The following is a 25,989-nucleotide window of genomic DNA, read 5'->3' as shown; positions in this document are numbered from 1 at the left end:
GGGAGTGTTTCATCCATTTATCAGCGCACCTTGAATCGGCTCATCAACGCAATCACCCGACCGTTCGCATCCAGCAGGCTTTGTGTATTGGTTTCAGTGGCATGGCCGCTTTGTACCAGCTCTTCGACCATATGTCGGATCTGCACCATGCTGCGGTTGATCTCTTCGGTCACTGCGCTCTGTTGCTCGGCGGCCGTGGCGATCTGGGTACTGAGGTTGTTGATATGGCTGACCGAGCCAGCCATCTCATCCAGGCCGCTGTTCACCCGTGCGGTAGCGTCCGCCGCCGACTGGCAGCTGGCCTGGGTGTTTTCCATGGCCGCCACGGACGAACTCACGCCCGTGGTCAGGCGCGCGAGCATCTCATTGATCTGCGAGGTGCTGGCCTGGGTCCGCGCCGCCAGCGCACGCACTTCGTCCGCCACCACCGCAAACCCACGGCCTTGCTCGCCGGCACGCGCGGCTTCGATCGCCGCGTTGAGTGCCAGCAGGTTGGTCTGGCCGGCAATCGCGCCAATGACCCCGAGGGTTTCAGTGATGCGCGCGGCGTCCTGGCGCATGTTTTCCACGGTGTGGGTGGCACTGGCGACTTCACCGATCAACGCACTGACGCTGGTAGAGGCTTCACCCACGACCACACGGGAGCGGTCGGCGTGCTCATTGGCGCGCTGGGTGAATGCAGCGGTTTCGGCGGCGTTGTGCGCCACCGTGTCGGCGGTGGAGCTCATTTCGGTGATCGCGGTGACGGTCTGGTCGGTCTCCGAGGCATGCCGCACCAGGATACTGTTGGTCTGCGCCGAGGTTTGCTGCAATTGCGCCAGGCCAGACGACATGGCCCCGGTGGCCAGGGTCACTTCGCCGATCATGTTTTGCAGGTAGACGATAAAGCGGTTGACCGAGTGGCCGATGGCGCCGAGTTCGTCTTCGGCGCGGATGGTGATGCGTCGCGTGAGGTCGGCGTCGCCGGCGGAGAGTGCGTCGATGTTGGTTTTCAGCGTTTTCATGCGCTGGACCAACTGGCGAATCGCATAGGCCGCCAGCAGCACCAGCAGCAGTACCATGGGAATTTGCAGCAGCGCCAGGGTGCCGAGCACATCATCGCGCTGGGCGGTGATCAGCGAGGTGGGCAGGGCGGTCGCGAGGAACCATGGCGTGCCTTCGATCGGGCGCATGTAGAAGGTGCTGGCCACGCCCTGGTTGTCGAACTCGCTGCGTTGCAACTTCTGGTCACGCTGGCCAAGGGCTTTGCTGATCATGGCGGCGAACGCCGAAGTGCCGCTCAGTTCGCTGATGTTCTTCAGCACCACCGGGCTGTTGATACGTGTGCTGTTGCTGATGATCTTGCCGTCGCCTTCGACGATCAGCATTTGCCCGCCGATGTCTTTTTCCTTGCTCGCCACCAGGTCGTTGAAGAAACCCAGGGTCACGTCGATAGTGGCAACGCCATACGCCGCGCCATCACGCTGGATGGCCATGGCGCAGTTGGTGCGCGGCTCCTGGCTGGCGTCGTCCTTGTAGGCCGCGGCCCAGGCACATTGCCCGCGTGGCGCGGCGAGGCCGCCCTTGTACCAGCTCTGGTCGTAGTAGTTGGGCGCCGGGTCGCTGTTCCAGAAGGTGTTCACGGCCAGCTTGCCCGACGCATCACGGTGCCAGAAGGTGCTGTGCTTGTTGCGCCCGGGCGTGCGCTGGTTGGGCAGCGGCCAGATACCACCGCCGAACACTTTCAGCTCGCCATACTAGTCCACCAGACCTGGCAGGACCTTGTCGATGGCATCGCTGTCGAGCAGGGGGATGGTTTGGGTGATGGTGCGTTGCTGGGCCTGGACTTTGTTCAACTCGCCCTGGATCTGTACCGCAACCTCGGCGATGCGATTGAGTACGACCTGCTCTTCAGTCTGGCGCAGGGTGGGCGCGACCAATTGGCCGATGCCCACGACGGTCAACACTAATAGCATCAGGACGAACAGCACCAGGAACACGGTGTAGCGAGCTTGGATGGAGCGCAGTGGGGGCATGGGGGTCGTCCTTACGAAGCGTTTATTGTCGACGCGGCTTTGTTAGAGCTTCGTAGGGCTATCGGCTTGGCGCGCAATAGCTTTAGGTACGAGGGTGCAAGGAAGTGGGAGCCCCTTGATAAAGGGGCTCCCTGGCAGGGCTCGTCAGATATCCAGCATTGCCATGACTTCCTTGGGGTAGCGCAGGCCAGCTGTGGCGTCGGCAGGGAAGATGGCGTCCAACGCCGCCAGTTCGGCCGGGGTGAGGGTGATCGATACAGCCGCTACGTTCTGTTCCAGGTACCTGCGCTGCTTGGTCCCGGGGATTGGGATGATGAAGTCACCTTGCGCGAGCACCCAGGCCAAAGCCAATTGCCCGGCGGTGACGCCTTTGTCAGCCGCCAGGCGTTGTACCTGTTTCACCAATTGCAGGTTTTTCGCAAAGTTATCGCCCTGGAAACGTGGGCTGAGACGGCGATAGTCATCGGCGCCGAAATCGTCCGGGCTTTGCAGGGCGCCGGTGAGAAAGCCCCGGCCCAACGGACTGTAGGGCACGAAGGCAATGCCCAGGCGTTGGCAGGCGGCCAGGCAGCCGTTGTCTTCCTGGTCGCGGCTCCACAAGGAATATTCGCTTTGCAGCGCGCTGATCGGGTGCACCTTGTGGGCGCGTTCCAAGGTGGCGGCGGACGCTTCGCTCAGGCCCAGGTAACGCACCTTGCCTTGCTTGACCAGCTCGGCCATGGCGCCGACGGTTTCTTCGATGGCGACCTCAGGGTCAATGCGGTGCTGGTAATACAGGTCCAGTGTTTCTATGCCCAGCCGCCGCAACGTGCCGTCGATGGCCTCGCGGATGTACTCGGGACGCCCATTGACGCCGCGCCGCGCCGGGTTCGCCGGGTCGCGCACGATGCCGAATTTGCTCGCCAGGAACACTTGATCGCGTTTGCCGGCGATGGCCTGGCCGATCAGTTGTTCATTGGTGTGCGGGCCGTACATGTCGGCGGTGTCGAGGAAGTTGACCCCCAGTTCCAGCGCGCGATGCAGGGTGGCCGTGGCCTCGGTGGTATCGGTGTCGGGGGTGTAGAAGTCGGTCATGCCCATGCAGCCGAGGCCGATGGCGGAAACACGTGGGCCGTTTTTACCGAGTTGACGAGTGTGCATGGGTGCAGCTCCTGTTGAGGTAGGCGCCTATTGTTACCCTCGACAAAACCGGGATAAACCGGCTAAAAGCACTATCACTATTCGTAAAATCTAAATAATCCATAATAGAGGTGGCGAGATTTGGACCGTTTCAACGCAATGCGCGTGTTTACCCGGATTGTCGAGTTGGGCGGGTTCGCCAAGGCGGCCGACAGCCTGCAACTGCCACGCGCGTCGGTGACGATCCTGATCAAGCAACTGGAAGCACACCTGGGCGTGCAGTTGTTGCAGCGCACGACGCGTCAGGTCAGTCCGACCCTGGATGGCACGGCGTATTACCAGCGTTGCGTGCAATTGCTGACAGACCTGGAGGAAACCGAAGCGGTGTTTTCTACCCGCAGCCAGAACCCGCGCGGCACCCTGAGCATTGATATGCCGTCGGGTATCGGGCGCCTTATCGTGATCCCCGCGTTGCCGACGTTCACCTCGCGTTACCCGCAGATTGAACTGGAGATCAGCCTTAATGACCGCCCGGTGGACCTGATCCGTGAAGGTGTGGATTGCGTGCTGCGCGGTGGCCCGGCCCTGGACGAATCACTGGTGGCCAGGCCGCTGGCAATGATGGACCAACTGACCTTGGCCAGCCCCGGGTACCTGGAGCGTATGGGGGTGCCCCAAACCCTGGACGACCTGGCCCGGCATCAGATGGTTGAGTATGTGTCCAGCGCCAGCGGCAAACGCTTCGGGCTGGAATTCGCATTAGCGAACGAGTTGCGGAGCGTCAACCTGGCCAAGACTGTCGCGGTGAACAGTTCAGACGGCTATTTCTCTGCTTGCGAAGCCGGATACGGGTTGATCCAGGCCCCCCATTATCATGCGATGCAGCAACTGGCCCGGGGGACGCTGGTGGAAGTGCTGCCACACTTGCCAGTCCCGACAATGGCCCTGACGGCGCTGTACCCGCCGCACCGCCAGTTATCACGGCGGGTGCGGGTGTTTGTCGATTGGCTGGTGGAACTGTGCGCGCGGCCCGGCAGTGGGTTACAGCGTTAGGGGCGGGCGCCTGCAAAACCGTCCCATTTATTACGATGCGTGGGCTTAGCGCTTCACGCCTGGCGCCTGGCCCTTGCGATAGGCCCCCGGCTGCTGGCCAATGACCTTGTGGAACGCCCGCGTAAACGCGGCCACCGACTGATACCCCACCTCCAGCGCAACATCGGCCACGGTCTGGTCGTTTTTGAACAGCTGGCAGGCATGGCGCATGCGCATCATCAGTAGCACTTGCCCTGGCGATTGCCCGCACAGCTCATTGAAGCGCTTGAAAAACGCCGAGCGCGACAGGCCGGTGCAGGCGGCCATGCTTTCCAGGGTCCAGGGCTCCGCCGGCCGGGCGATCAATTGTTCCAGCAGGTGCGCAAATGCCGGCTGCCGGCCCAGCGCGGCGAGGCCGCCCAAGTCGGTGTTGCCGATCACTTGTTGGCGCAGTACATACAGGAACAGCAGGTGGCACAGACGTTCGAGCAGGGTGGACGAGGGCGCCGGAGTGCGTTCGCACTCTTGCAGGATCAGTTCGAACAGGTTGCGCGCGGCGGTCAATGACGGGTCGCCGGCACGCAGGATGATCCACGCGGGCAGGCTGTCGACAATCATTGCGGACAAGCCGGATTGGAAGTGAAAGAACCCGCAGACCAGCCCCACGCCGTCGGTGGCCGCGCTGTCCAGTGGCACCATCGGACGACGTGGGCATTCCTGCGCACCCGCCGCCGTGGCTTCGCCGGACAGTCGGTACTCAAGGTCACGCAACAGAAACACCGCGTCGCCATTGTTCAGGTGCTGGGGGCTGGGCTCGCCGTCGATATGCAGCCAGCATTGGCCCTGCACGAGCAGGTGGAAACTGGCCCGTGCCAGGCCGTGGGTGCTGGCGTGCCAGTCACCGCAGTAACGCCCGACATGAAACAAGCTGGTCTCGAGTTCAAGGCTGTCTAATAACCAATCGACAAGTGCACCGGACGAATTCATCTAATGGAAAGACTCAAGAGCAAGTAATCGCTACTTTAGCCTATTGAGGCGTTTTTTTATAACCAACAGACTTGGTACACGAACCAATAAGGAGACCGCACCATGTCCCGCGTACCGCTGCTCACCCTCGAAACCGCTCCGCCAGCGGCCAAACCCTTCCTGGAAAATGCGCTGAAAGGCTCGGGTTTCATCCCCAACCTGCTGGCCGTGCTGGCCAATGCGCCGGCCGCGTTGGAGACCTACATCACCGTTTCCGGCCTGAACGCCAAGGCCGAGCTGAGCCTGGCCGATCGCGAAGTGGTGCAACTGATTGCCGCGACCACCCACGGTTGCGATTTCTGCGTGGCCGGCCACACCGCCGTGGCGCGCAACAAAGCCAAGCTGCCCGAAACCGTGATCGAAGCCCTGCGCCAGCGTGGCGAACTGCCTGATGCTCGTTATGAGACGCTCGCCGCGTTCACCCGCGAAGTGATCGCTACCCGAGGCGATGTGAGCGATGCCGGCTACGAGGCGTTCCGGGCCGCCGGCTACTCCGAAGGCCAGGCGCTGGAGGTTATATTGGGGGTCAGCCTGGCCACTCTGTGCAACTTCGCTAATGTGTTTGCCCGTACCCCGCTGAACCCGGAGCTGGCGCAGTACCGTTGGGAACAACCGGCCAGTTGAAGGCGCGCACGCGTCGGTGATGGTCATCTGCTTTAACAAGGAGAAACATGAATGCTTGACCCAATCTTGAGCCGTTGGCTCGATGTTCAAGCGCAGGCCCTGGATGTGGGCAGTTGCGACCCACAGGAAGTGCTGCCGCGGTTGGCAGACGCCAACGTGTTGCGAATCGGCGTACCCAAGCACCTCGGTGGCCTCGGCGGCGATGTGGGCGGGGCGGTGGACGCCATCGCGAATGTTGCCAGCCATTCCCTGGCGGCAGCCTTTGTGTGCTGGGGGCAGCGTTCGTTTATCGAGTATCTGTTGCACAGCCCCAACGAGCGGCTGCGTGAGCAGTTGTTGCCGGACCTGCTCAGCGGCAAGCTGGCCGGGGCAACGGGGCTGTCGAATGCAATGAAGTTCCTCTCGGGTATCGAGACCTTGCAGATCAGCGGCGAGCCGAGCGACGACGGTTGGACCCTGAACGGTCGCCTGCACTGGGTGACCAACTTGCGCAAGAACGGCTTCGTCGCCGCCGCCGCGATTGAACATGCCGACGGTGGTGCGCCGTTTATCCTGGCGATCCCGGACTCAGTGGCGGGCTTGCAGCGCTCACACGACCTTGATTTGCTCGGCTTGCAATCCAGCAACACGGCCGCCCTGGGGCTGGAAGGTGTGGAACTGAGTCGCGACTGGTTGCTGCATGAGGATGCACGCCAGTTCCTGCCGGCGGTGCGCCCGGCGTTTCTTGGCCTGCAATGCGGCATGTCGATTGGCCTGGCGCGTCGCTCGTTGGCGGAAGTGGCCTATCATCTGGGCGCGTCCCGCACCGTGTTGCGTGAAGAGTTGGAGGCGTTGCGCGTGACCCTCGATCACCTGGTCACCGAACTCAAGAAAGGGTTGCTGGCCGGACGTTTTGCCGCCGAACCGGTGCCATTGTTCAAGCTGCGCATCGCCCTCGCGGAAACCGCTGCGAGCGCAGTGCAACTTGAGCTGCAGGCCAGTGGCGGCAAGGCCTACCTCACCGCGCACGGCAGTGGTTTTGCCCGGCGCTGGCGTGAGTCGGCCTTTGTGCCGATTGTGACGCCCAGCCTGGTGCAACTGCGCACCGAACTGCAACGCCAGGCCGCGCTATGAGCCAGGCGGTTCTGACGGCCCGGGGCATTGCCCTGGGGTACGCCAGCGGCCCGGTGCTGCAAGGCTTCGACCTGCAGTTGCAGCCCGGCGAAGTGGTATCGATCCTTGGCCCCAGCGGTGTGGGCAAATCCAGCCTGTTGCGGGTGCTCGCCGGCTTGCAGGCGCCGCAGGGCGGCGGCGTACAGGTACTGGGCGAGCCATTGAGCGGCCCGCACCCGCGTGTGGCGGTGGCGTTCCAGGACCCAAGCCTGTTGCCGTGGCTGAGCCTGGAAAAGAATGTGGCGTTTGGCCTGGACTTCGCCCGTCAGCCGCACCTGAGCCCCGAGGAGCGGCGCCAGCGCGTTGACCATGCCATCGCGGCCGTGGGCCTGGAGCATGCGCGCCAGCAGTTCCCGGCGCAGTTGTCCGGTGGCATGGCCCAGCGCACGGCGTTGGCCCGCTGCCTGGCGCGCCAGCCGCAAGTACTGCTGCTCGATGAACCCTTTGGTGCCTTGGACGAAGTGACCCGTGCCGACATGCAGCACCTGTTGCTCAAGGTCAATCGCGAACAGGGTTCGGCGGCGGTGTTGATCACCCACGACATCGACGAAGCCTTGCTGCTGTCCGACCGCATCCTGCTACTGGGTAACCGCCCGGCGCGCACGCTGGGCGAATGGCGGATCGACCTGCCGCAACCCCGCGAGGAACAGGTAGAAGCGATTGGCGCGCTGCGCATCGAGATTCTTAAAACCCTACGGCAGGCGAGCCGCCCTCAACCCAACCCCCTTGACCTGCTGGAGCCTAGCCATGTGTCTGGATGACCTGACCCACTCGCGCCGTGATTTTCTCAAACTCTCTGCGGTGCTCAGCGCCGCCGGTGCCTTGCCGCTGTTGAGCAGCCTGCAGGCACGCGCGGCCAATGAACCGGATGCACCGGTACGCATCGGTTATTTGCCGATCACCGACGCCACGCCATTGCTGGTGGCGCATAACAATGGCCTGTTCGAGGCCGAGGGCATCAAGGCCGAGCGCCCGGTGCTGCTACGCAGTTGGGCCCAGGTGATCGAGGCGTTTATCTCGGGCCAGGTCAACGTGATTCACCTGCTGTCGCCAATGACCGTGTGGGCACGCTATGGCAGCCAGGTCCCGGCCAAGGTCGTGGCGTGGAACCACGTCGGCGGTTCCGGGCTGACCGTGGCGCCGGGCATCACTGACGTGAAGCAACTGGGCGGTAAGTCGGTGGCGATTCCGTTCTGGTATTCGATCCATAACGTGGTGGTGCAGCAACTGTTCCGCGATAACGGCCTCACCCCCGTTGCCCGTGCGGCTGGTGGCGCGATTGCCGCCAATGAGGTGAACCTGATCGTGCTGCCGCCCTCGGACATGCCGCCGGCATTGGCCAGCAAACGCATCGACGGCTACATCGTCGCCGAGCCGTTCAATGCCCTCGCGGAAAACCTCAAGGTCGGTCGCGTGCAGCGTTTTACCGGCGATGTGTGGCGCAACCATGCGTGCTGCGTGGTGTTCATGCATGAGCATGACCTGGTCAACCGCCCGGAGTGGTCGCAGAAGGTGGTGAATGCCATCGTCAAGGCCCAGGTCTGGACCCGCGACCACCGCGAAGAAGCGGTGAAGCTGTTGTCCAAGGATGGCCCGAACCGCTACACGCCGCATGCCGAACCGGTCTTGAGCAAGGTCCTGGCACCGGCGGCCAGCGACCGCGCTGCGTACCTGGCGGAGGGTGCGATCCAGCATGCCAACTGGGACGAACATCGCATCGACTTCCAGCCCTATCCCTTCCCCAGCTACACCGAGGAACTGGTACGGCGCCTGAAAGACACCTTGATCGAAGGCGACAAGAAGTTCCTCGCCGATCTCGACCCGGCCTTCGTCGCCAAGGACCTCGTGGATGACCGCTTTGTGCGCAACGCCATCGAGGCCGTGGGTGGCATGAAGACCTTTGGCTTGCCGGAGGGCTTTGAGCGGCACGAGGAGATCGGCGCTTGAACCGAGGTAAAACCGTGGCGTGGCCGGGCTGGTTGCTCGGGTTGGGAGGCTTGGCCGGGTTGCTGTTGCTCTGGTGGCTGGGTGTGAAGGTGTTTGGCGCTGCCGACGGCTTGTCAGCGCGTTTTTCACTGGCGGCCACGTTCGGCAGCCTGTGGGAGTTGTTGGGGCGCGGCGAGCTGTACCTGCACATTGCGGTGAGCCTCAAGCGCATTGTGGTCGGGCTGTTTCTTGCCTTGCTGGTGGGCGTACCGCTGGGGTTGCTGGTGGGCAGTTCGCGCAACCTGGAGGCTGCGACCACGCCGGCCTTTCAGTTCCTGCGGATGATCTCGCCCCTGTCGTGGATGCCGATCGTGGTGATGCTGATGGGCGTCGGGGACCAGCCGATCTACTTCCTGCTGGCGTTTGCCGCGGTGTGGCCGATCATGCTCAACACCGCTGCCGGGGTACGCCAGCTGGACCCGCGCTGGTTGCAGTTGAGCCAGAGCCTGAGTGCCACGCGCTGGGAGACGCTGCGTCGGGTGATCATTCCTGGCGTGGTCGGGCATGTGTTGACCGGAGTGCGCCTGGCCATCGGCATTTTGTGGATCGTGCTGGTGCCGTGCGAGATGCTTGGGGTCAGTGCCGGGCTGGGGTATTACATCCTCGACACGCGGGACCGCCTGGCTTATTCGGAACTGATGGCGATGGTGCTGCTGATCGGGCTGCTGGGCTTTGCGCTGGATGCGTTCGCGCGATGGTTGCATCAGCGATGGGTGCATGGCGGGTGACAGGCCCTGAACAAAAGCCCGGCCTCCGGCCGGGCTTTTTGTCATCGCGTATGAGCAGGCTGGGTTCAGGGGGTAGGTTGGACCTCAGACCTCGTGGAAAATGTGCAGGTCACCCGGTACGTCGTGAGGATCTAAGGCCTTTGCCGGATCCGGGAGGTTTTTGGTCTTCCTCATTCCGACGCTTACTCCCGGGTCTGTCCTTGTGAAAACGCCCACCCCAATGCCGCCTGTCAGCTCCGCCACTCCCGGGACTCCTTGGGATGTCTTCATATGGGCATTGCCCATCAACGCAATCCACTTTTCGCCCGGAGGGTTCTGGCGAATGGTCTGTGCGGCGTAGTAATTGAATTCCCTGAGCCTTGGCTCATTTTGCTGCGCCTGATTGATTGCTTGGAACTGCTCGGGCTCATCTTTGTGCCGGGTGAGATAAGGATGGTCGAGGGGCACGATCTCTATCCCTTCATCATTGAATTTTTTGACCAACTCATCGAATGAGGGCGATAGCCGTGGTGTCTTGCCGTTGCCGAGAAAACCGATGCCGTCGTCAATGACTTTCATCTGTGCGTCATAGAACGTGGCTTCGATATACAGTTTCTTGACCCCTTTTTGCTTGAAGGTGTCTACGTTATCGAACAGCGTCTGGAAACTGGCCATTTCTTTATGGATGTCACCAAAGACCACGCCATCGGATGCATCCAGGGCCTTTTCGATCAGCGTTTTGGGTGTGACTTGACCAGGGATCACGGGGAGGGTGGGGCGAGCCGGAAGGCCGCCGTTTGCCATCCGCCGATAAAAGTCATTCATTTCTTGCCCGAACTTTTGCCGGGTTGCCGCCTTCCTGCTCGGGGTGAAGTGTGCATCGCTTATCGCGCCTTTGATGCTGGTGACATACTCCCCCTGAGGTAAGTGGTCGGTCTTTTGGATGCCGTTCGGGACCGCTTGTACCGGGCCATTCGCCGGTGGCTGCGGACGGGCCGGGCGGTTGCTCGAGCTAAGCGGGTTATGCCGGTTATTGTGTGCGGATGCGGGGAGATTGCGGGATGCGTTTATATTGGGGGCGGGCGGCATCATCCCGTCCAGCGGGTTGAATGCCTCGATCGGCGCTCCGTAAGGTTTGCCCTTGTCGGGATCATAGGCATACCGTTGGCCATCAAACAGGATGGTGCTTCCCTCGACGGTCTGGTCGGCAGCCTTGAAGGTGCCTTGGGTAATAGGTCCATATTCGGCACTGGCGACATTCAACACGTTGTGATGACGACCTATGCGCTTGACCTGTTCAATCCCGTTGCCGATCAGCCTTGCACCGCCTTGAACCAGATCGCCTATACCACTGAAGGGGTTGAGCTCACCGATGACGGTGGTCCCGAGTATTTTGGCCACCCGCAGGGCCTTGGTTGCGGCGCTGACGGCCGAGGTTCCGGCTTTTGTCACTTTCGCTGCCGCCCCTGCGCCGGCAGTGACGAAACCAAAGATATCCATGCCCAGGTCTGTCGCGCCATCCAGGTAGTCACCGTTTTGAAAGTTGACAATGGCCGACCTGAGTGGAATCAGGTCCAGTAAAAAGCTGACCAGTTTCCACTCCGTGTCCATCTGCTGATCGTAGCTGGTAGCCCCCTTGGCCTGCCGGACCACGTCTTTGCCGGCAATGTCCAGGTGTTCGACAAAGGCATCGGCAATGGACTGTGTTCGGGCACTTGTGTAGCTCGAAGGCGTGGGCGGAGGAGAACTGACGGTCTTGTCCTGGGCGAAGTCGGCCTCAGGCGAGGTGGTTGGTGTGAACCGCTCAATCGGGTAGACCAGGCTGGCGTTACGTTCGTGCTGATCGGTCAAAACGGTGGTGGGAACCTGGGTCACGCGCCCTTGTTTCAGGTCGATCTTATACACCGTTTCGCCGCTTGGCCCTGTGGCTTTAACCAGCAAATTGTCGTTTTTGCTGTGAAGGGTTCTTCCGGTAAATCCTAGCCCCAGCTTGTAGGTATTGTGCTGGTAGAACTCAAGTTCCCCATGCTCCAGGTTTTGCCTGTCGGCCAGGGGCAATTGGGCAATCATGTGTTTGACCGCCTTAGCAATGCCCTTTTTTCTTGAATCGATGGCTTGGGTGAACTGATCGTTGAAGGTGCTGTTCACGTCGAATTGGAGGGACTCGCCTTGCGTGGCGCGGAGGATGCGTGGGTCTGTGCTTTCCCATTCGTACTGGTGCAAGCCACTCATGGCGATATCCAGCAACGAGTGCAAGCCTGCCGGGGCACGATTGGGGTCGTAGAGCGGCTGTATGTGGGGTTGCTTGGTGTTCTTGACGCTCAGCAGTTTTTCTTCAAAGGGCACATCCGAGCCGAACCGTTGTTTAAGTGCGGCCAGGGCAATGTCTTTGCGGCTGGGCATTTCAGTCTGAATCTGGCTGGACGCCTCCAATCGTTCATTCGCCTGTTGATTGAACGCGCTGCGGACCTTCTCGACGTCGTCGGGGCTGTAGCGATCAGCTTCTTGCTGGGAGAGTGCGCCACTCACCACGCCCCACACCCGCAGGGCGGCGCGTTGTGCCTGTTGGGTCATGGCTGGGTCTTGCAGGCTGGCGTCTTCGGCGGCATTCATGACCTGGGCAAAGCCCATGTTGGGCACTTTGCCCGGTGTCTGGGCTTCTATTGTTGCCGCGGCGATCGACAGGTTGACCCAGGCAGGGCTGCCATAGGTTACGTTGCTGGGGATGTCCTTGATCAGCAACTCGGGCGCCTTGCGGGCCAGCATCAGGTAAGCGCCTACGTTGGCCATTTCGGCCGTGGCGTGGCCTTGCGCGCTCAAGTGCTTGCTCAGGGCCGGGAATATGGCTGATGCGGGTTTGCCCCAATGCTCCGACTGTGCCAGATCAAACCCGGCGACGGTGTTTCGATGGGGCGTGCTGATGGACTGTGGGTCCAGCATCAGATTGAGCGCAGCCAGTGTGTAGTCATTGACGCTGGTGTCAGTCGCAATGCCGTTCAATTGAGTCTGCATGGCTTGCCCCAGCGCTTGTGCACGGGGGGTACTGAGTAGGGTTTCCAGCACCTTCGCTGGATCACGTGCGGCTTCGCCGCTGAGTGGCTGATTGCTGTTGAGATAATCCAGCGGGCCCAGGCTTGCCCCCATCGACGGTGGGTTGGGGTGGAGCGTGACATATTGCGTGGCGGCACTGAGCAACGTGTGTTGCTCCGCGATACTCAGCGGAAGCGGCCAGGACAGGGCACCGCCCAGATTGCCCAGGGGGTGTTCAATGGCCCTGCTGAGCACGGCGTCTGCCAATGCGGTCAAGGCGAAATGGCTGTTCGGTACAGCCACGCCTATGGAGGTGATGAAGGCCTCGATCGTCGTGGCATGGCCGGGGGCGACGGGATAGGACGAGGCGGTTTGCACATCCATGGGGGTCGACTTCAGCGCGGCCAGGATCTCCTGCGGCGTGGCGTTTACACCCAGGCGCTGGGCCATGTCGTTGAGTTTTTGCCCCAGGCTGCGCAGGTTCTGCTTGTCTGCCAGGGTTTGCGCCAAGCTGCCACTGGCGGTATCGGTGGTTGAGGGGTTTGTTTGGGTTGAGTCGGACTGTTCGGTGTCGGTGGTGGGGTTCTGGTTGCCCGGGAGGGCGGGCGTGGGTGTATCGATCAGGAGGGGAGGCTGTTGGGGCAGAAGGTGCGGTAAGGGCGTGGAGGAAAGACTTGTCATCGGAGGGTACCTTTTCAGACGTGCCGAGAATAAGCGCCTGCCAGTAGGAGGATCCCTGTTCCCCAGACGCCCCTTTTGGGTGCAAAAAACACCTGCGGGGGTTCCCTCTGGAGATACCGTGTTGTGTAAGGCTTAGTGTTGGTTAACTTTTGAAAAAGTCCTTGCGGGTGTGTGTCAGTTGATGCGTCTGTGGCTGACCCACTGCTATCGGGGGCAAGCCCCCTCCCACATTTGGAGCTGCATACATCAGGTCGACCTGAGTCTGCCTTTGCTCTGGCTTTGGCTGCCCTGGCGCCGACCGGAGTTATGCCTGGTGTACTCGGTTGAAAATGTGGGAGGGGCGGTGCGACGATTCGACTTGCCCCCGATGAGGGAGTGTCAGTTGATGCATCCATGGCTGACCAGCCGCCGTTACCGCAGAAACGGATAGGCGGGAACCTGCCCCTCAGCGATGGTAGTAACCCGGCCCGCCACCTTCATAGCGGTGGTCATGCCAGCCGCCGCCGTGGGGGAATATGATGCAGCCGCTCATGCTCAGCATGATCAGCAGGGGAATCAGCCAGGTGATTCGACGGAACATTTCAAAATCCTCCAGGGTTCTCACGGGGTGACATCAGGCCGGCTCAATAAAAGCATCGAACAAGCCAAAGCTTTTCATCGCCTGTAACATGAGACCCTGCCGACCCCATTCCATCCCCGTCATCGGGTATGTGCCTGGCATGTTCGGCGATACAAAGTGGATACATTCTCAAGGTTCAGGAACCCGTCATGACCCAAAAGCAACGCTTGAAATATTCAATCCTGATCTCCCTGGTGGTACTGGGGACGATGTTTGGCCTGTCCTACCTGCAGAACACTGGGGTTATCAGCGAAAAAACGTTCCAGTACATCGCCATTGCGGTGGCGGTCACCGTGGTGGTGATCAATGGCGTGATGCGTCGTAAGGTCAAGCCTAACTTCTGATTGACGTCGTCGAGTCAGGCGCGGCCTTCGAGCACTTTGGCAGCCTCTTCATGGAGGCTGTAGCTTTTATCGGCATTGAGGGTGATCACGCCCTCGCTGCACAGGCGCTTGAGTACCTCACGCACGCTGAGGAACGACAAAGGGATGCCCAGTTCCAGCAAGTGGCTGTGCACGCCGCGTACCCCGAGGGTGCGCTGGTGGGCGGCGGCCGTGAGCAGGGCGTCGATGACCTTCAGCCGGATCAGGCTGGTGCGCAAGCCGAAACACTTGAGTAAATGCCGAATTCGTTGGTTGCCTTGCTGCTCTGGCGCTTTGCCGAAGGCTTGTACGCCGCTGCCAAACGTGGCATCGGCGGTCGTTGAGTGTCCGTCCGTGGGCAGTTGCGAGTTGTACATGCAAAAAACTCCTTATCAGAGCCTGATCAGGAAAATGATGGCGCTCTTATTCAATAAGACGAACGAGTGAGCGAAATCATGAAGTGCCGCATGTAGAAAATTTGTCGGTATCGGTTTTGTCACAACGCAGTCGCGTTCAATGAACGGACTTCGTCGCTAAATTATTCACGGTCTGTTGCGTCCTTACGGTGGGGGAATGACCCCAGGCAAGGGTGTTCAATTTGACTGTGGAGTCTGTGTGATTATTTCCAACCGGTTGTCCAGGATGTGCGTGGCGGGACTGATGCTGGGCTTGAGCCTGGCTGCATCGGCGCGCGAGCAGGTGGCGCAGGCGTCCGCCGATATCCGGCGCACCAGCTTCGGCGTGCCGCACATCCGCGCCAGCGATGAGCGCGGCCTGGGGTTTGGCATCGGTTACGCCTACGCCCAGGACAACCTGTGCCTGCTGGCCAATGAAGTGGTCACCGTCAATGGCCAGCGCGCGCGGTTCTTCGGCCCGGAACAGGCGACCCTGGAGGAGCGCAACAACCTCGCCAGCGATGTGTTCTTCACCTGGCTGAATACCCCCGAGGCCGTAGCCGCCTTCTGGAACGCACAGAGCCCGGCGATCCGCCAACGCATCGAAGGTTATGTGGCCGGCTACAACCGCTATCTCAAAGAGCAGGGCGCCCCGGCGCCATGCCAGGCCGGGTGGGTGCGGCCGCTGGTGGTGGAAGATCTGGTGAAGCTGACCCGCAGGCTGCTGGTTGAAGGCGGCGTTGGCCAATTCGCCGAAGCCCTGGTTGGTGCGGCACCACCCCAGGCCACCGCCAGCGTGCAGCGTCGCGCAAAGGCGTTTGAACTGGCGGCGGCCCAGCAGCAGCGCTTCAGTCTCGATCGCGGCAGCAACGCCGTCGCGGTGGGCCGTGATCGTTCATTCAATGGTCGTGGCATGCTGCTGGCCAACCCGCATTTCCCCTGGGTGGGCGGCATGCGTTTTTACCAGATGCACCTGACCATCCCCGGCCAACTGGATGTGATGGGCGCGGCGCTGCCGGGTCTGCCGGTGATCAATATCGGTTTCAACCGGCATGTGGCCTGGACCCATACGGTCGACACGTCCAAACACTTCACCCTGTACCGACTGACCCTCGACCCCAAGGATTCCACGCGCTACCTGCTGGACGGTCAATCCATACCTATGGCGAAAACCCCGGTGACGGTGCAAGTCAAACAGGCCGACGGCAGCCTCAAGGCCGTGTCCCGTACGGTCTACAGTTCGAGCTTCGGCCCCGTGGTGCAATGGCCCGGCAAGCTGGATTGGGACAGCCAGCACGCCTTCAGCCTGCGCGACGCCAACCTGGGCAATGACCGCGTGCTGCAACAGTGGTACGCGATGAACCGCGCCCCCAGCCTCAAGGCACTGCAAACCTCGGTGCACACCCTGCAAGGTATCCCGTGGGTCAACACCGTGGCCGCCGATGATCAGGGCCAGAGCCTGTACATGAACTTGTCGGTGGTGCCCAACGTCAGCGCCGCCAAACTCGCCCAATGCAGCGACCCGCGGGCCGGCCTGCAATTTATCATCCTCGACGGCGCCCGCAGCGCCTGCGCCTGGGACATCGACCCGCATGCCGCGCAACCGGGCATCTTCGCCGCCGCCCAACTGCCGCAACTGGAGCGCACCGACTACGTGCAACACGCCAACGACTCGGCCTGGATGGCCAACCCCAAGGCGCCCTTGACCGGCTTCTCTCCAGTGATCAGCCAGGACCACATCGGCCTTGGCCCGCGCGCGCGCTTCGCCGTGCAGCGCCTGCAATCCCTGGAGCAACGGCCGATCACGGTTGCGGACCTGCACAATATGGTCATGGACAACGAAGTGTATGTGGCGGGCCAAATCATGCCCGACCTGCTGGAATACTGCGCCACGCGACTGGGCAGCGATGCTGTCGCGTTGCAACCGCTGTGTACCAGTCTCAAACACTGGGACCGGCACGCCAACCTCGACAGCGGCCTGGGCCTGGTGCACTTCATCAACCTGGCGGAGCACCTGCAACAAACCCCCGATGCCTGGCGTGTGGCCTTCGACCCGGCCGAACCATTGACCACCCCCCGAGGCCTCGCCATCGACCGCCCCGACGTTGCCAAGGCCTTGCGCGAAGCCATGCTGGCCTCTGCAACTGAAGTCGCCAAGCTCGGTCTCAGCGCCAACAGCCGCTGGGGCGATATCCAAGTCTCCGGGCAAACCCCCATCCACGGCGGCCCGCAAGCGCTCGGCATCTATAACGCCATGCAAACCGTGCCAAGGGCCGATGGCAAACGCGAAGTGGTCAGCGGCAGCAGTTACCTGCAAATCGTCAGCTTCGACGACCAGGGGCCGAACGCATTGGGCGTGCTCGCGTTCTCCCAGTCCAGCAACCCCGCGTCCAACTATGCCAAGGACCAGACCCAAGCATTCTCCGAGAAAAAACTCCGCCCGCTGCCATTCACCGAAGCGCAAATAAAGGCCGACCCGCAGTACCGGGAACAGGTCATCAAGGAGTAGGGCGCACACGCAACCCCTTGATGACTGGGCAGAATATTTTTTGAAATCAAGGGGTTGCAGGCATAACCAAATGAGTACATAATGGCGCCCATCGAACGCAATGAAGCGTTAAAAACTTCAATGTATTCAATGAGTTAGAGTAGAGGCAGGGTTTTATAGCCCACTCATGTTTTTATACGGTGAATGTCAGCAACAACGGCATTGATCGTTTGAGGCCGAGTAGCAAAATGGTTATGCAGCGGATTGCAAATCCGCCTACGCCGGTTCGATTCCGACCTCGGCCTCCACTCTTAAAAGCCCCGCAGCCATTGAGCTTGCGGGGCTTTTTTTATGCCTGCGGATTTTGTTCGGCGCGGCTATTGGGACAATCCTGGGACAGCGACACTGTTTGCATGTCCCAGGGCTGATCGGCAAAATCCGCTGCATGGCGACTATCGAACAGCGTCCCAATGGGACATGGCGGACCAAGATCCGCAAAAAAGGATACCCGGCTCTTTCGGCTTCGTTCGACACGAAGGCGGAGGCGCAACGGTGGGCTTCTGAAATCGAGGGGGATATGTCGCGCAAGCGCTTCGTCGATACCCGCGAGGCCGAAGCCACCACGGTTGCGAAGGCCTTTGAGCGCTATGCGCGGGAAGTATCTGCGCAGAAGAAGGGGGCTCGCCAGGAGCTGACCCGGATAAAGACGTGGTCCGAGGGGAAGTATGGCGGCAAGTCGCTGGCAGAACTGCGGTCGTCTGACCTGGCCGAGTACCGCGATGCGCGCCTAGCTGCCGGTGCATCGACCAACACCATTCGGTTATCGCTGGCGCTGATCAGCCACTTGTACACCGTGGCAATCAAGGACTGGGGGATTGAGGGGCTGAGCAATCCGGTAGCAAAGCTTCGGATGCCCAAGGGTAGCCGCGAGCGTGACCGCCGGCCGACTGCTGCTGAATTGAAGGCGGTGATCAAGGCAGCTGGCGAGATCCATGCCGAGATGCCGGTGATCATTGAGATTGCCGTAGAGACCGCAATGCGCCGCAGCGAACTGTTGACACTCCGGCGCGTAGACATCAGGGGTAAGCATGCATTGCTGGAGGACACCAAGAACGGCAGCCGCCGACTGGTGCCGCTGTCAATCCGGGCCCGCGCGCTGCTTGAGTCGTTGCCTGCGCGCATTGATGGCCAGGTGTTTTCCCTGGCCCCGCACTCCGTGAGCCAGTATTTCTTGCGCGCCTGCCGGGCGGCTGGAGTAAAGAATCTCCACTTCCACGACATGCGGCATGAAGGCACCTCGCGCTTCTTTGAAAGGGGATTGGCGCTCATGGAAGTGGCCTCCATCACTGGCCACCGCACCCTCAGTGTTTTGCGCAGGTACACACACCTTTGCCCTGACGCCCTGGCCGATAAGCTCGGCTAACCAACACGGGCAAGCGTCGGAGGCGTCTGGCGCTTCCGCCCTGGCCGCTTCGGCGTATGCAGGCCTTCCTCGCACTCCTTCAGGAAGCGCAGGACCGTGCTGACTCTCCAGCAAATCCGGCTGCCCTGCTTGAAGAACGGCGGCAGCCAGTATGCCCCCACCTGATGCGCGCTGCGAATCGACGACTCCGACCGGCCCAGCAGCTTTGCCAGTTCCGGGATGTGGATGATTTCCTGTTCAATGCTCATGGCTTCACCTTCAGGCCCAGTGATTTTTCTCGCTCAAGCTGCCACGATTCTCTGATGTGAGCATCTCCAGGGTATTCAGCATTCCAGCCCTCGCCGGATGCATCCCATCCTTTTTGGTAGGCTTCACGCAGCTCCACCTCAATGTCTGTGCGGGAGGCTTGCCAGGATTCAAAGCATTTGTCACGGATGTTCACCGTTGAGAACGGCGCGGCTTTCTTACGCTCGTTGTCGTACCAGTGGTTGAACTCTTCCAGAATTTTCTCAGTGCTCATCACTCATCCTCCCCAGCTTTGGCGCTGGACTTGAACTCGACCGCATTCGTTAGCGTGCGTGCGTAGTCGAGCAGCGGAGCCGACCAATCACGGCCCACGCCATCGTCAAACCCAAACAGCATGCCGCCCAGTGCTAATTCAAGCTCGGCCACGCGATTTTTAAGCTCTGAGTTTTCTTCGATCAGATCGGCAATCATGCTCACTTCGCCACCTCCACAGCCTTGAATTGCCCCGGCCGCCAAAGCCTGCTTGGCTCGCCACGGAAGAAGCTGACGTAGCTCCCTCGGGTTGATGTCGACTTGCTGACACGGTGCCAGCGGCCTGTGTTGTCTTGGATTCGGTGGGTGGTCATGGCTTATCGCTCCACGGCAGAAAAGCAGCCATAACCAGCATTTTCATTTCTGAAAAGCCTTCTCGGTTTTCCCAAAGGATTGCGCCGGCATAGAGAATTGGCGCTATAGGAAGCATGATTACGCAGAAGAAACGAGCAGCAATCCGATGCCTGATCATCCATGGATGAATACCTTGTTGGTCGAATTTTGGAATTTTCATGCCTTCCTCCCAGCTTCACGCTGTGCTTTGTTCCAGCCGGCTGCCCAGCGATGGTTAGAGACGGGTGACTTATCCCCGTCGAATGGGTTCTCTTTGGGGCCTACACCTTTGATGAAGGCCAGGAAGCCCTGCTCAAATGGTGTAATGCTCCGGCCGTGCAGCTCAACAGAGGCCATGGCGGACTACCTCGATCACCTGCAGCAGGCCTTTGGCGTAATCAGCCGGGCGATTCAGCGCAGTTTCCTCAAGGTTGCAAGCGACGGTCTCAACCGGCCCGCGCTCGTCGAACATGCAGCGGGGCAGGTGCGAGGCAGACTCAAGCATGTGCGCCGCGAGTGCCTGGGCTTCACGCAATTCAATGTGAGACATGACGAAGCTCCTTGCCGGGGTACGGCAGGCATGTAGGGGGATTGGGGTTAGGGCTTTTTTGCTGCTTTCCGCTTTCGGGCCGCGATGACCAAGGCTTTCGATGTGCTGGCCACTCCACCGACTACGTCTTCGGGGAGAATCGCGGTCGTGCAATGAGGGCACAGCGGCGCCATCTTCGTGCTGCGCCAGGCTTCGTCCATAACCTTTGCGGCGCGGCTGCGTATCTGGAAGCTCTCGGCCTCGGACAGTTCACGCTGGCGGCGCTTCAGCGAACTCATGCCGCCGCTGAACACCTCGACGATGCCCATGAACGCGTCGAATGGCTCGACCTCGGCTTCGCAATCGCTGCACCAGACACGGCGCTCCTTTTCGTCGTACACCAGCTTCTTGTGTCGGCAGGTGCTCGCCGGGCGCCGGGTCATGCCACGCGCAACTCGGAGATCTTCAATCTGCACAACCTTCACGCCGTACAGATAGTCCTGCGGCTCAATAGGTACGTCGCTCATGGCCTCGGCCCCTTGTAGATGAAGACGTAGGCGAACCCGAGGGTGGCGATCATGGTGTCACCACGGGAGCTTCCGGAATCTCCTCGAACTTGTAGGTCTTTATGACGCGCTCTTCGACGCCGGAGACCTTGATGAATTTTGCCTCTTCGACCCAGGGGTAGGCGTTTGGCTCACCATGTTTCCCGCCTCCGCTCATTTCACAAAAAGCGAGAGCACGGCCATCGGGCAGGATGAAGGCCTTAACATCGACCTCGTAATTGCGCCCCCAACTGTAGTGGCTCCATTCTGCAATTCCACCGACATCCACCGCCCCGTAACGCACCTCGTTGATAGCGTCATCGTGGTCGTTTTCGTCAAACAGAGTGTCGAGCAGATCGCCGGTCGCGGAGGTCAGAAACGCATTGTCAATATTGACGCCCTGACCATCATCGTCGGTGAATTTGTAGGCGTAACCGAACTGAAGCCCTTTGCGCATGACAAGAAGCTTGGCTAACTGGCTTGCGGTGAGTGTGCTCAGTGAGTCGTGGATGTTTGCGTCGAGCATGGGGGTTCCTTGCCGCTATAGCGGCTGACTTTGAAGGGGGAGGGGTTGCAGAGAGGGGTTTAGGTGTTTCAGCTCGTAGGCTTGCACTTGCCGTTGCAAGGCAAGCGGCCTTGGTTGCAATCGCAAATCTGTACAGCTACCGGCGTGGGCTGCTCGGCGTAGAGCCTGTGAGAACCCTCCTTGAGCCCGCCAGGGTTGTCCCACTTGGCTATGTGCATGCCGCCATAGGTCTTGTTCTCCACCAGCTCCATGAGAACAACGGGCACGCCCTGGTGCTGGTCGGAAGGCTTGACCGGGTGGACTGGGCACGGCCAGTGAGGGTTGCCCTTTCCATAGCGCTTGCACCTGCATTCTGAAGGCTCATCCAGCAGGGCGCGCACCTCATCCAGCCCTTCAAACCCATAGTTATGGGCCTCTACATCGGAAACGAAGCGCTCCAGCAGCTCACGCGACACCAGCACGCCGTCAATCGTTTGTTTGGTGGTCATGGCTTGGCTCCGTACAGTTCGAACGCGAAGACCACGTAGTCCTCTTTCTGTTCGTAGTTTAGAACGTAGGTGATGCGCCCCTTCGCCTGGCGACCGGTAGTCACGTTGTGGCTGATTTCACTGACTTCGTGAAACAGAACCTCGTCACCAGCCTGGAAGCCGCGATCATTGTTCCGGCGAATCTCAAACGTCTTGATTCTCTCCAGAACCGGATCGAAAAAGCATTTACGGATCTTGAGTTCATGCAGCATACGCATTCATCCTCAGCAAGCGTTACGACGACGCCATCGCCGGTACCGCTGCCTGAGTGCAGCAAAAACGATTCATACAAGCCTCGTCCATGACGGGGCTTTTTATTGGGCGCGATTCCGGATGGATAGCGCCGCAGCGGGCCGGATGGCTCAACAAATGGGCGGATGCCCGGAGAAGCATCAATGAAGCTGAAATTGGATGACCAAGGCCACGCAGTTCTGCAAGACGGCAAGCCTGTGTACGTGCACGACGATGGCAAAGAGGTCGCATTTGATGCGGTCAGCACCGTCGCCACGATTACCCGGCTGAACACCGAAGCCAAGACCCACCGCGAAGGCAAAGAAGCGGCTGAAAAGGCCCTGAAAGCGTTCGATGGGATTGAGGACGGCGCTGCCGCCAAGAAAGCCCTGGAAATCGTTGCCAACCTCGATTCCAAAAAGCTGGTGGATGCCGGTGAGATCGAGAAGGTGAAGGGTGAAATCAGCAAAGCCTATCAGGCCCAGCTTGATGATCTCGGCACAAAAGCATCGACGTTCGAAAAGCAGCTCTACGAAGAAAAGATCGGCGGTGCATTCAGCCGTTCCAAGTACATCGGCGAGAAGCTGGCAATCCCCGCAGACCTGGTCCAGTCCCGTTTCGGCTCCGCCTTCAAGATCGAAGACGGCAAAACTGTCGCCTACGACAACCACGGCAACAAGATATTCAGCCGCGCGCGTCCAGGTGAAATCGCTGACTTCGATGAAGCAATCGAAACCCTTGTTGAGCAATACCCGCACCGCGATCACATCTTGAAGGGCTCCGGGGCTTCTGGCTCCGGCGCTTCTAACAACGGTGGGAATGGCGGCAACGGCAAAAAATCCCTCTCTCGCTCTCAGTTCGACGCACTTGACCCAGTGGGCAAGCATGCGCACGTGTCTGCGGGCGGTGATGTTACCGACTGATCCCAGGAGTAATCCATGAGCAACACTCTCACCGGCCTGACAACCACCATCTACAACGCGCTGGACGTCGTCTCGCGCGAACTGGTGGGCTTCATCCCCGCCGTATCGTCCGACATGACCTATGACCGCGCAGCCGTGGGTCAAACCGTCACCTCGCCAGTGGCGCCGGCCGCAACCGCGACCGACATCACCCCGGCCGTGACCCCGCCAAACGACGGCGACCAGACCATCGGCTCTGTGTCGATGACCATTACCAAGGCTCGCCGTGTACCGGTGCGTTGGAACGGTGAAGAGAAACGCGGCCTGGACAACAACGGCGCCTCGTACAACGTGATCCTGCGCGACCAGCTCGCCCAGGGCATGCGTGCTCTGGTCAACGAAGTCGAGTCCGACATCGCCAACCTGTGCCTGAAGTCGTCCCGTGCCTACGGCACTCCGGGTACCGTCCCGTTCGCCACCAACCTGGCAGAAGCGGCGCAGATGCGCAAAATCCTGTCGGACAACGGTGCTCCGATGAGCGACCTGCAGATGGTGCTGGACACCACCGCCGGCGCCAGCATGCGTACCCTGGGTCAACTGACCAAGGCGAACGAGGCCGCTGACACCTCCATGCTGCGTCGTGGCGTGCTGCTCGACGTGCATGGCTTCGCTATTCGCGAATCCGCGCAGGTCAAGACCGTGATTGCTGGTACTGGCGCTTCTGCCACTACCAACACCGCTGGCTATGCCGTCGGCGCTACCACCATCACCCTGGCCTCGGCCGGTACGGGCACCGTTCTGGCTGGTGACGTGATCACCTTCGCCGGCGACACCAACAAGTACGTCGTACTGACTGGCGATACTGACGTCTCGAACGGTGGCACCATCGTTCTGGCTGCTCCAGGCCTGCGCAAGGCAATCGCTGCCTCCGCAACCGCGATCACCGTGATTGCCGCGACCACCCGCAACATGGCGTTTGCCCGCTCGGCCCTGGCTGTTGCCACCCGCGCCCCGGCACTCCCAGAAGGCGGCGACAGCGCCTCCGACCGCATGATCATCACCGACCCAGTGAGCGGCCTGTCGTTCGAGATCTCGCTGTACAAGCAATATCGTCAGATCCAGTACGAAATTGCACTGGCCTGGGGTGTTGCGATGGTCAAGCCTGAACACACCGCGCTGCTGTTGGCGTAATGACTGCGCCCGGGGCTTCGGCCTCGGGCTCACACCTTCCCGGAGAAGAGCATGAGCGACAACACCATTCAAGTTAAGCCGTGGGGCGAAGGTCAGGGCGACTTTGTGCTGATCAATGAGTCAGATTTCGACGAAAACGTTCACGAGCTGTACGGTAGTAAGAAGCCGTCGGCCAAGGAAGTAAAGGCGGCCAAGCTGCTTGCCGATACCAAGGCCGCCCTGACCGAGAAAGGCATTGCCTTCGAAGACGACGCTGACCAAGCCGCTCTCCAGGCCCTGCTCGATGCGGCCGTGTAAGCGTTAAATCGAAAGCCAACATGTGAAGGAACAAGCGATGAAGACCATTTCGGCCGGCGACAAAGCGGTAGTAACGCTAGATGAGGGCTACACCCTAAGTGCACAGGGGGTGGCAGGCACCGTCGGCGTCATTTATCGCCTTGACCAGGCGCTGGGTGGTAATAACGCAATCAAGTCTTGGCCTGTAGACGCAAACGGGCTTTCCTCTGTCGGCCCGTTTGTTGGGCAGCAGCGCTTTCTGGTCACGTGCTCTACCGGCAGCATCACAGTCAGCACTGACAACAACAAGGTTCTGGCCGTCGATAGCTCGCTGAACAAGCTTTTAGCTACCAGCTCGGCAGTATCAATAACCCCAGACCAGATTCCAGGCCTGAAGATGTGGCTCGACGCATCTCAGCCCATGTACACCGCCAGCTATGCCGCAAAGGTCGCCAACAGTGGCGATCAGATCGGGATATGGCCTGATCGGAGCGGCAACAGCAACTCAGGCACGGCGAGCGGAACCTTTCCGACTTATAGCCCTGCCGGCATGAATGGCCGACCAACGATAAACTTCAACGGCAATAGCAAGTTTGTCACCCCGTCGTTTCTGGATAGCACGTACGACACCGGGATGACGATTTTCATCGTGAGCGCAGCGAGTGGTGGCGCGGCCAACAAGGTCGTCCTTGGCTCTGCCTCGAACCGCCTGTACTTGCAGCGCAATGATTCAGCCAAAAGCAGCAGCTTTTCGCTTGCTGGTGTTTCCCCGGCGCCGTCGATCACCCCCTACGTCAATACGAGCGGGATCGACGCCCTGGTCTATCGCGCAACATCGTTCACCTACGAATATGACCGGTATTTCAACTCGGTCAGTGCTGCGCCAGGCGGCGCTTCTGCCAATAACAACGTCATCACCGCGACTGGCACGCTTGGCTTGACCGGCGTTTTGACCATTGGCGACATCGCAGCCGGCGGTTTTGCATGGCCAGGCAGCATCAGTGAAATTCTGATCTGGAATACCGCGCTCACCAACGAGCAATACCGGATGGTTTATGACTATCTGGCGGCAAAGTGGGGTTTCCACTCCAAGAAGTTCCTGCTGTGTGCTGGCAACAGCCTGACATCCGGTACGAACAGCACCGGCGGCCCGACCCAGACAACGTCTGTGACCGGAACCAACTACCCAAGTGTGCTGTGGAGCCTGTTGGGTGCCAATAACTACGACGTCCGCACGGATGCATTCCCTGGGCGAACCACCGACCAGATGCTTTCCGGGACGCCAGCCTTTGGCGACCTGTTTTGGCTCCCGGCGGCCCAGCCAAAGAATATCTGCGTGGCGTGGGAAGTCACCAACACGCTTGCGACAAGCGCCAGCAGCGCAGCGGCCTATGACAAGATCGTCGCCTACTGCAAGGCGCGACAGGCGCGTGGCTACAAGGTGGTGGTTGCTACTTGCTTGCCTCGCCTTGGCAGCTACGCCGGGTTTGGAGTCGACTATTTGGCTGTCAACGGCCTGATCCGCGACAACTACGCGAGCTTTGCCGATGGGATCGCAGACGTAGCTTCTGACAGCCGCTTGAAAGACCCAACAAACCTGACGTATTTCGCTGCCGATCAAATCCATTTGACCGATGCCGGGTATGCAATCGTCGCGGGCATCATCGCCCCAGTTGTGGCTAGCCTGTAATTAGGCAGTCACAGCGCTAACA

The 25,989-nt window shown here is 60.4% G+C and carries 29 protein-coding genes and 1 tRNA gene; 14 read left to right on the top strand and 16 right to left on the bottom strand.

Going from position 1 to position 25,989, the window contains the following annotated elements:
• Positions 1-20 precede the first annotated feature (20 nt).
• From QU606_RS20550 to QU606_RS20545, 3 genes are all read right to left on the bottom strand, one after another.
• On the bottom strand, positions 21-1,721 hold the full coding sequence (locus QU606_RS20550) for a methyl-accepting chemotaxis protein (protein WP_370531075.1): 1,701 nt from the start codon (positions 1,719-1,721) through the stop codon (positions 21-23).
• Positions 1,722-1,736: 15 nt separating this feature from the next.
• Positions 1,737-2,015 carry a hypothetical protein gene (locus QU606_RS33060; RefSeq protein ID WP_370531074.1) on the bottom strand — a complete coding sequence of 93 codons (279 nt, stop codon included), beginning with the start codon at positions 2,013-2,015 and terminating at the stop codon, positions 1,737-1,739.
• Positions 2,016-2,159: 144 nt separating this feature from the next.
• Positions 2,160-3,155 carry an aldo/keto reductase gene (locus tag QU606_RS20545; protein WP_102623500.1) on the bottom strand — a complete coding sequence of 332 codons (996 nt, stop codon included), beginning with the start codon at positions 3,153-3,155 and terminating at the stop codon, positions 2,160-2,162.
• A gap of 120 nt (positions 3,156-3,275) precedes the next feature.
• On the opposite strand from QU606_RS20545, the gene QU606_RS20540 reads away from it, so the two are divergent.
• Positions 3,276-4,187, top strand: coding sequence for a LysR family transcriptional regulator (locus QU606_RS20540; RefSeq protein WP_168232950.1), 912 nt, complete (start codon positions 3,276-3,278; stop codon positions 4,185-4,187).
• Positions 4,188-4,232: 45 nt separating this feature from the next.
• Here the strand turns inward: QU606_RS20540 and QU606_RS20535 are convergent, their stop codons facing one another.
• Positions 4,233-5,153: an AraC family transcriptional regulator gene (locus QU606_RS20535; RefSeq protein ID WP_024075729.1), complete on the bottom strand. Its 921-nt coding sequence runs from the start codon at positions 5,151-5,153 to the stop codon at positions 4,233-4,235.
• Between the two features lie 102 nt (positions 5,154-5,255).
• Between QU606_RS20535 and QU606_RS20530 the strand changes: the two genes are divergently transcribed.
• The 5 genes from QU606_RS20530 to QU606_RS20510 are packed head-to-tail and all read left to right on the top strand — an operon-like array spanning position 5,256 to position 9,682.
• The gene (locus tag QU606_RS20530; RefSeq protein ID WP_024075728.1) at positions 5,256-5,816 is read left to right on the top strand and encodes a carboxymuconolactone decarboxylase family protein; all 561 of its coding nucleotides are present in this window, start codon (positions 5,256-5,258) and stop codon (positions 5,814-5,816) included.
• Positions 5,817-5,867: 51 nt separating this feature from the next.
• Positions 5,868-6,929 carry an acyl-CoA dehydrogenase family protein gene (locus QU606_RS20525; RefSeq protein WP_024075727.1) on the top strand — a complete coding sequence of 354 codons (1,062 nt, stop codon included), beginning with the start codon at positions 5,868-5,870 and terminating at the stop codon, positions 6,927-6,929.
• On the top strand, positions 6,926-7,729 hold the full coding sequence (locus QU606_RS20520) for an ABC transporter ATP-binding protein (RefSeq protein ID WP_150054380.1): 804 nt from the start codon (positions 6,926-6,928) through the stop codon (positions 7,727-7,729). The genes QU606_RS20525 and QU606_RS20520 overlap by 4 nt, the downstream gene beginning before the upstream one ends.
• The gene (locus QU606_RS20515; protein ID WP_024075725.1) at positions 7,716-8,915 is read left to right on the top strand and encodes an ABC transporter substrate-binding protein; all 1,200 of its coding nucleotides are present in this window, start codon (positions 7,716-7,718) and stop codon (positions 8,913-8,915) included. The genes QU606_RS20520 and QU606_RS20515 overlap by 14 nt, the downstream gene beginning before the upstream one ends.
• A 14-nt stretch (positions 8,916-8,929) precedes the next feature.
• Positions 8,930-9,682, top strand: a complete 753-nt coding sequence (locus QU606_RS20510) for an ABC transporter permease (protein WP_168232971.1) — start codon at positions 8,930-8,932, stop codon at positions 9,680-9,682.
• Positions 9,683-9,766: 84 nt separating this feature from the next.
• Here the strand turns inward: QU606_RS20510 and QU606_RS20505 are convergent, their stop codons facing one another.
• Positions 9,767-13,372: a membrane-targeted effector domain-containing toxin gene (locus QU606_RS20505; protein ID WP_304997442.1), complete on the bottom strand. Its 3,606-nt coding sequence runs from the start codon at positions 13,370-13,372 to the stop codon at positions 9,767-9,769.
• A 445-nt stretch (positions 13,373-13,817) separates the two neighbouring features.
• Positions 13,818-13,952, bottom strand: coding sequence for a hypothetical protein (locus tag QU606_RS20500; protein ID WP_024075722.1), 135 nt, complete (start codon positions 13,950-13,952; stop codon positions 13,818-13,820).
• Between the two features lie 188 nt (positions 13,953-14,140).
• On the opposite strand from QU606_RS20500, the gene QU606_RS20495 reads away from it, so the two are divergent.
• Positions 14,141-14,335 (top strand): hypothetical protein, encoded by a 195-nt coding sequence (locus QU606_RS20495; protein ID WP_017846379.1) that lies wholly within the window; start codon positions 14,141-14,143, stop codon positions 14,333-14,335.
• A 14-nt stretch (positions 14,336-14,349) separates the two neighbouring features.
• Here the strand turns inward: QU606_RS20495 and QU606_RS20490 are convergent, their stop codons facing one another.
• Positions 14,350-14,730, bottom strand: a complete 381-nt coding sequence (locus QU606_RS20490) for a fe2+ zn2+ uptake regulation protein (protein ID WP_024075720.1) — start codon at positions 14,728-14,730, stop codon at positions 14,350-14,352.
• 238 nt (positions 14,731-14,968) lie between these two features.
• On the opposite strand from QU606_RS20490, the gene QU606_RS20485 reads away from it, so the two are divergent.
• From QU606_RS20485 to QU606_RS20475, 3 genes are all read left to right on the top strand, one after another.
• The gene (locus tag QU606_RS20485) at positions 14,969-17,257 is read left to right on the top strand and encodes an acylase (protein WP_304997441.1); all 2,289 of its coding nucleotides are present in this window, start codon (positions 14,969-14,971) and stop codon (positions 17,255-17,257) included.
• 213 nt (positions 17,258-17,470) lie between these two features.
• Positions 17,471-17,544 (top strand) — tRNA-Cys (locus QU606_RS20480).
• Between the two features lie 137 nt (positions 17,545-17,681).
• Entirely contained in the window at positions 17,682-18,659 is a 978-nt protein-coding gene (locus QU606_RS20475; protein WP_304997440.1) for a site-specific integrase, read from the top strand.
• On the opposite strand, the gene QU606_RS20470 is transcribed toward QU606_RS20475, so the two are convergent.
• From QU606_RS20470 to QU606_RS20430, 9 genes are all read right to left on the bottom strand, one after another.
• On the bottom strand, positions 18,656-18,901 hold the full coding sequence (locus QU606_RS20470; RefSeq protein WP_370531125.1) for a hypothetical protein: 246 nt from the start codon (positions 18,899-18,901) through the stop codon (positions 18,656-18,658). The two genes, QU606_RS20475 and QU606_RS20470, sit on opposite strands and share 4 nt — an antisense overlap.
• A 2-nt stretch (positions 18,902-18,903) precedes the next feature.
• Positions 18,904-19,179 (bottom strand): hypothetical protein, encoded by a 276-nt coding sequence (locus QU606_RS20465; RefSeq protein WP_304997438.1) that lies wholly within the window; start codon positions 19,177-19,179, stop codon positions 18,904-18,906.
• Positions 19,179-19,382: a hypothetical protein gene (locus QU606_RS20460; protein ID WP_304997437.1), complete on the bottom strand. Its 204-nt coding sequence runs from the start codon at positions 19,380-19,382 to the stop codon at positions 19,179-19,181. Before QU606_RS20460 ends, QU606_RS20465 begins: the two co-directional genes overlap by 1 nt.
• Positions 19,383-19,527: 145 nt before the next feature.
• A complete protein-coding gene (locus QU606_RS20455; protein WP_304997436.1) occupies positions 19,528-19,731 on the bottom strand; it encodes a hypothetical protein in 204 nt (67 codons plus the stop codon).
• 162 nt (positions 19,732-19,893) lie between these two features.
• Positions 19,894-20,100 carry a hypothetical protein gene (locus QU606_RS20450; protein WP_304997435.1) on the bottom strand — a complete coding sequence of 69 codons (207 nt, stop codon included), beginning with the start codon at positions 20,098-20,100 and terminating at the stop codon, positions 19,894-19,896.
• 47 nt (positions 20,101-20,147) lie between these two features.
• Positions 20,148-20,606 (bottom strand): hypothetical protein, encoded by a 459-nt coding sequence (locus QU606_RS20445; RefSeq protein WP_304997434.1) that lies wholly within the window; start codon positions 20,604-20,606, stop codon positions 20,148-20,150.
• Positions 20,607-20,655: 49 nt separating this feature from the next.
• Positions 20,656-21,150, bottom strand: coding sequence for a hypothetical protein (locus QU606_RS20440; protein WP_304997433.1), 495 nt, complete (start codon positions 21,148-21,150; stop codon positions 20,656-20,658).
• A 68-nt stretch (positions 21,151-21,218) separates the two neighbouring features.
• A complete protein-coding gene (locus QU606_RS20435) occupies positions 21,219-21,638 on the bottom strand; it encodes a hypothetical protein (protein WP_304997432.1) in 420 nt (139 codons plus the stop codon).
• Positions 21,635-21,889, bottom strand: coding sequence for a DUF3850 domain-containing protein (locus tag QU606_RS20430; protein ID WP_304997431.1), 255 nt, complete (start codon positions 21,887-21,889; stop codon positions 21,635-21,637). The genes QU606_RS20435 and QU606_RS20430 overlap by 4 nt, the downstream gene beginning before the upstream one ends.
• A gap of 183 nt (positions 21,890-22,072) precedes the next feature.
• Here QU606_RS20430 and QU606_RS20425 point away from each other — a divergent pair, with 183 nt between their 5' ends.
• From QU606_RS20425 to QU606_RS20410, 4 genes are read left to right on the top strand one after another with little or no spacing between them, the layout of a single operon-like run.
• A complete protein-coding gene (locus tag QU606_RS20425) occupies positions 22,073-22,831 on the top strand; it encodes a DUF6651 domain-containing protein (protein ID WP_304997430.1) in 759 nt (252 codons plus the stop codon).
• Positions 22,832-22,846: 15 nt separating this feature from the next.
• A complete protein-coding gene (locus QU606_RS20420) occupies positions 22,847-24,001 on the top strand; it encodes a P22 coat - protein 5 family protein (protein ID WP_304997429.1) in 1,155 nt (384 codons plus the stop codon).
• A 51-nt stretch (positions 24,002-24,052) separates the two neighbouring features.
• Positions 24,053-24,298 (top strand): hypothetical protein, encoded by a 246-nt coding sequence (locus tag QU606_RS20415; RefSeq protein WP_304997428.1) that lies wholly within the window; start codon positions 24,053-24,055, stop codon positions 24,296-24,298.
• A gap of 37 nt (positions 24,299-24,335) precedes the next feature.
• Complete coding sequence (locus QU606_RS20410) at positions 24,336-25,967, top strand: GDSL-type esterase/lipase family protein (protein WP_304997427.1); 1,632 nt, start codon at positions 24,336-24,338, stop codon at positions 25,965-25,967.
• The last annotated feature ends 22 nt before the right edge of the window (positions 25,968-25,989 follow it).

This window comes from Pseudomonas sp. OVF7, assembly GCF_030644265.1.
Classification (GTDB): domain Bacteria; phylum Pseudomonadota; class Gammaproteobacteria; order Pseudomonadales; family Pseudomonadaceae; genus Aquipseudomonas; species Aquipseudomonas gorinensis.
Note: the sequence above shows the minus strand (reverse complement) of the source record. Positions and strands in the feature narration are given on the sequence as shown.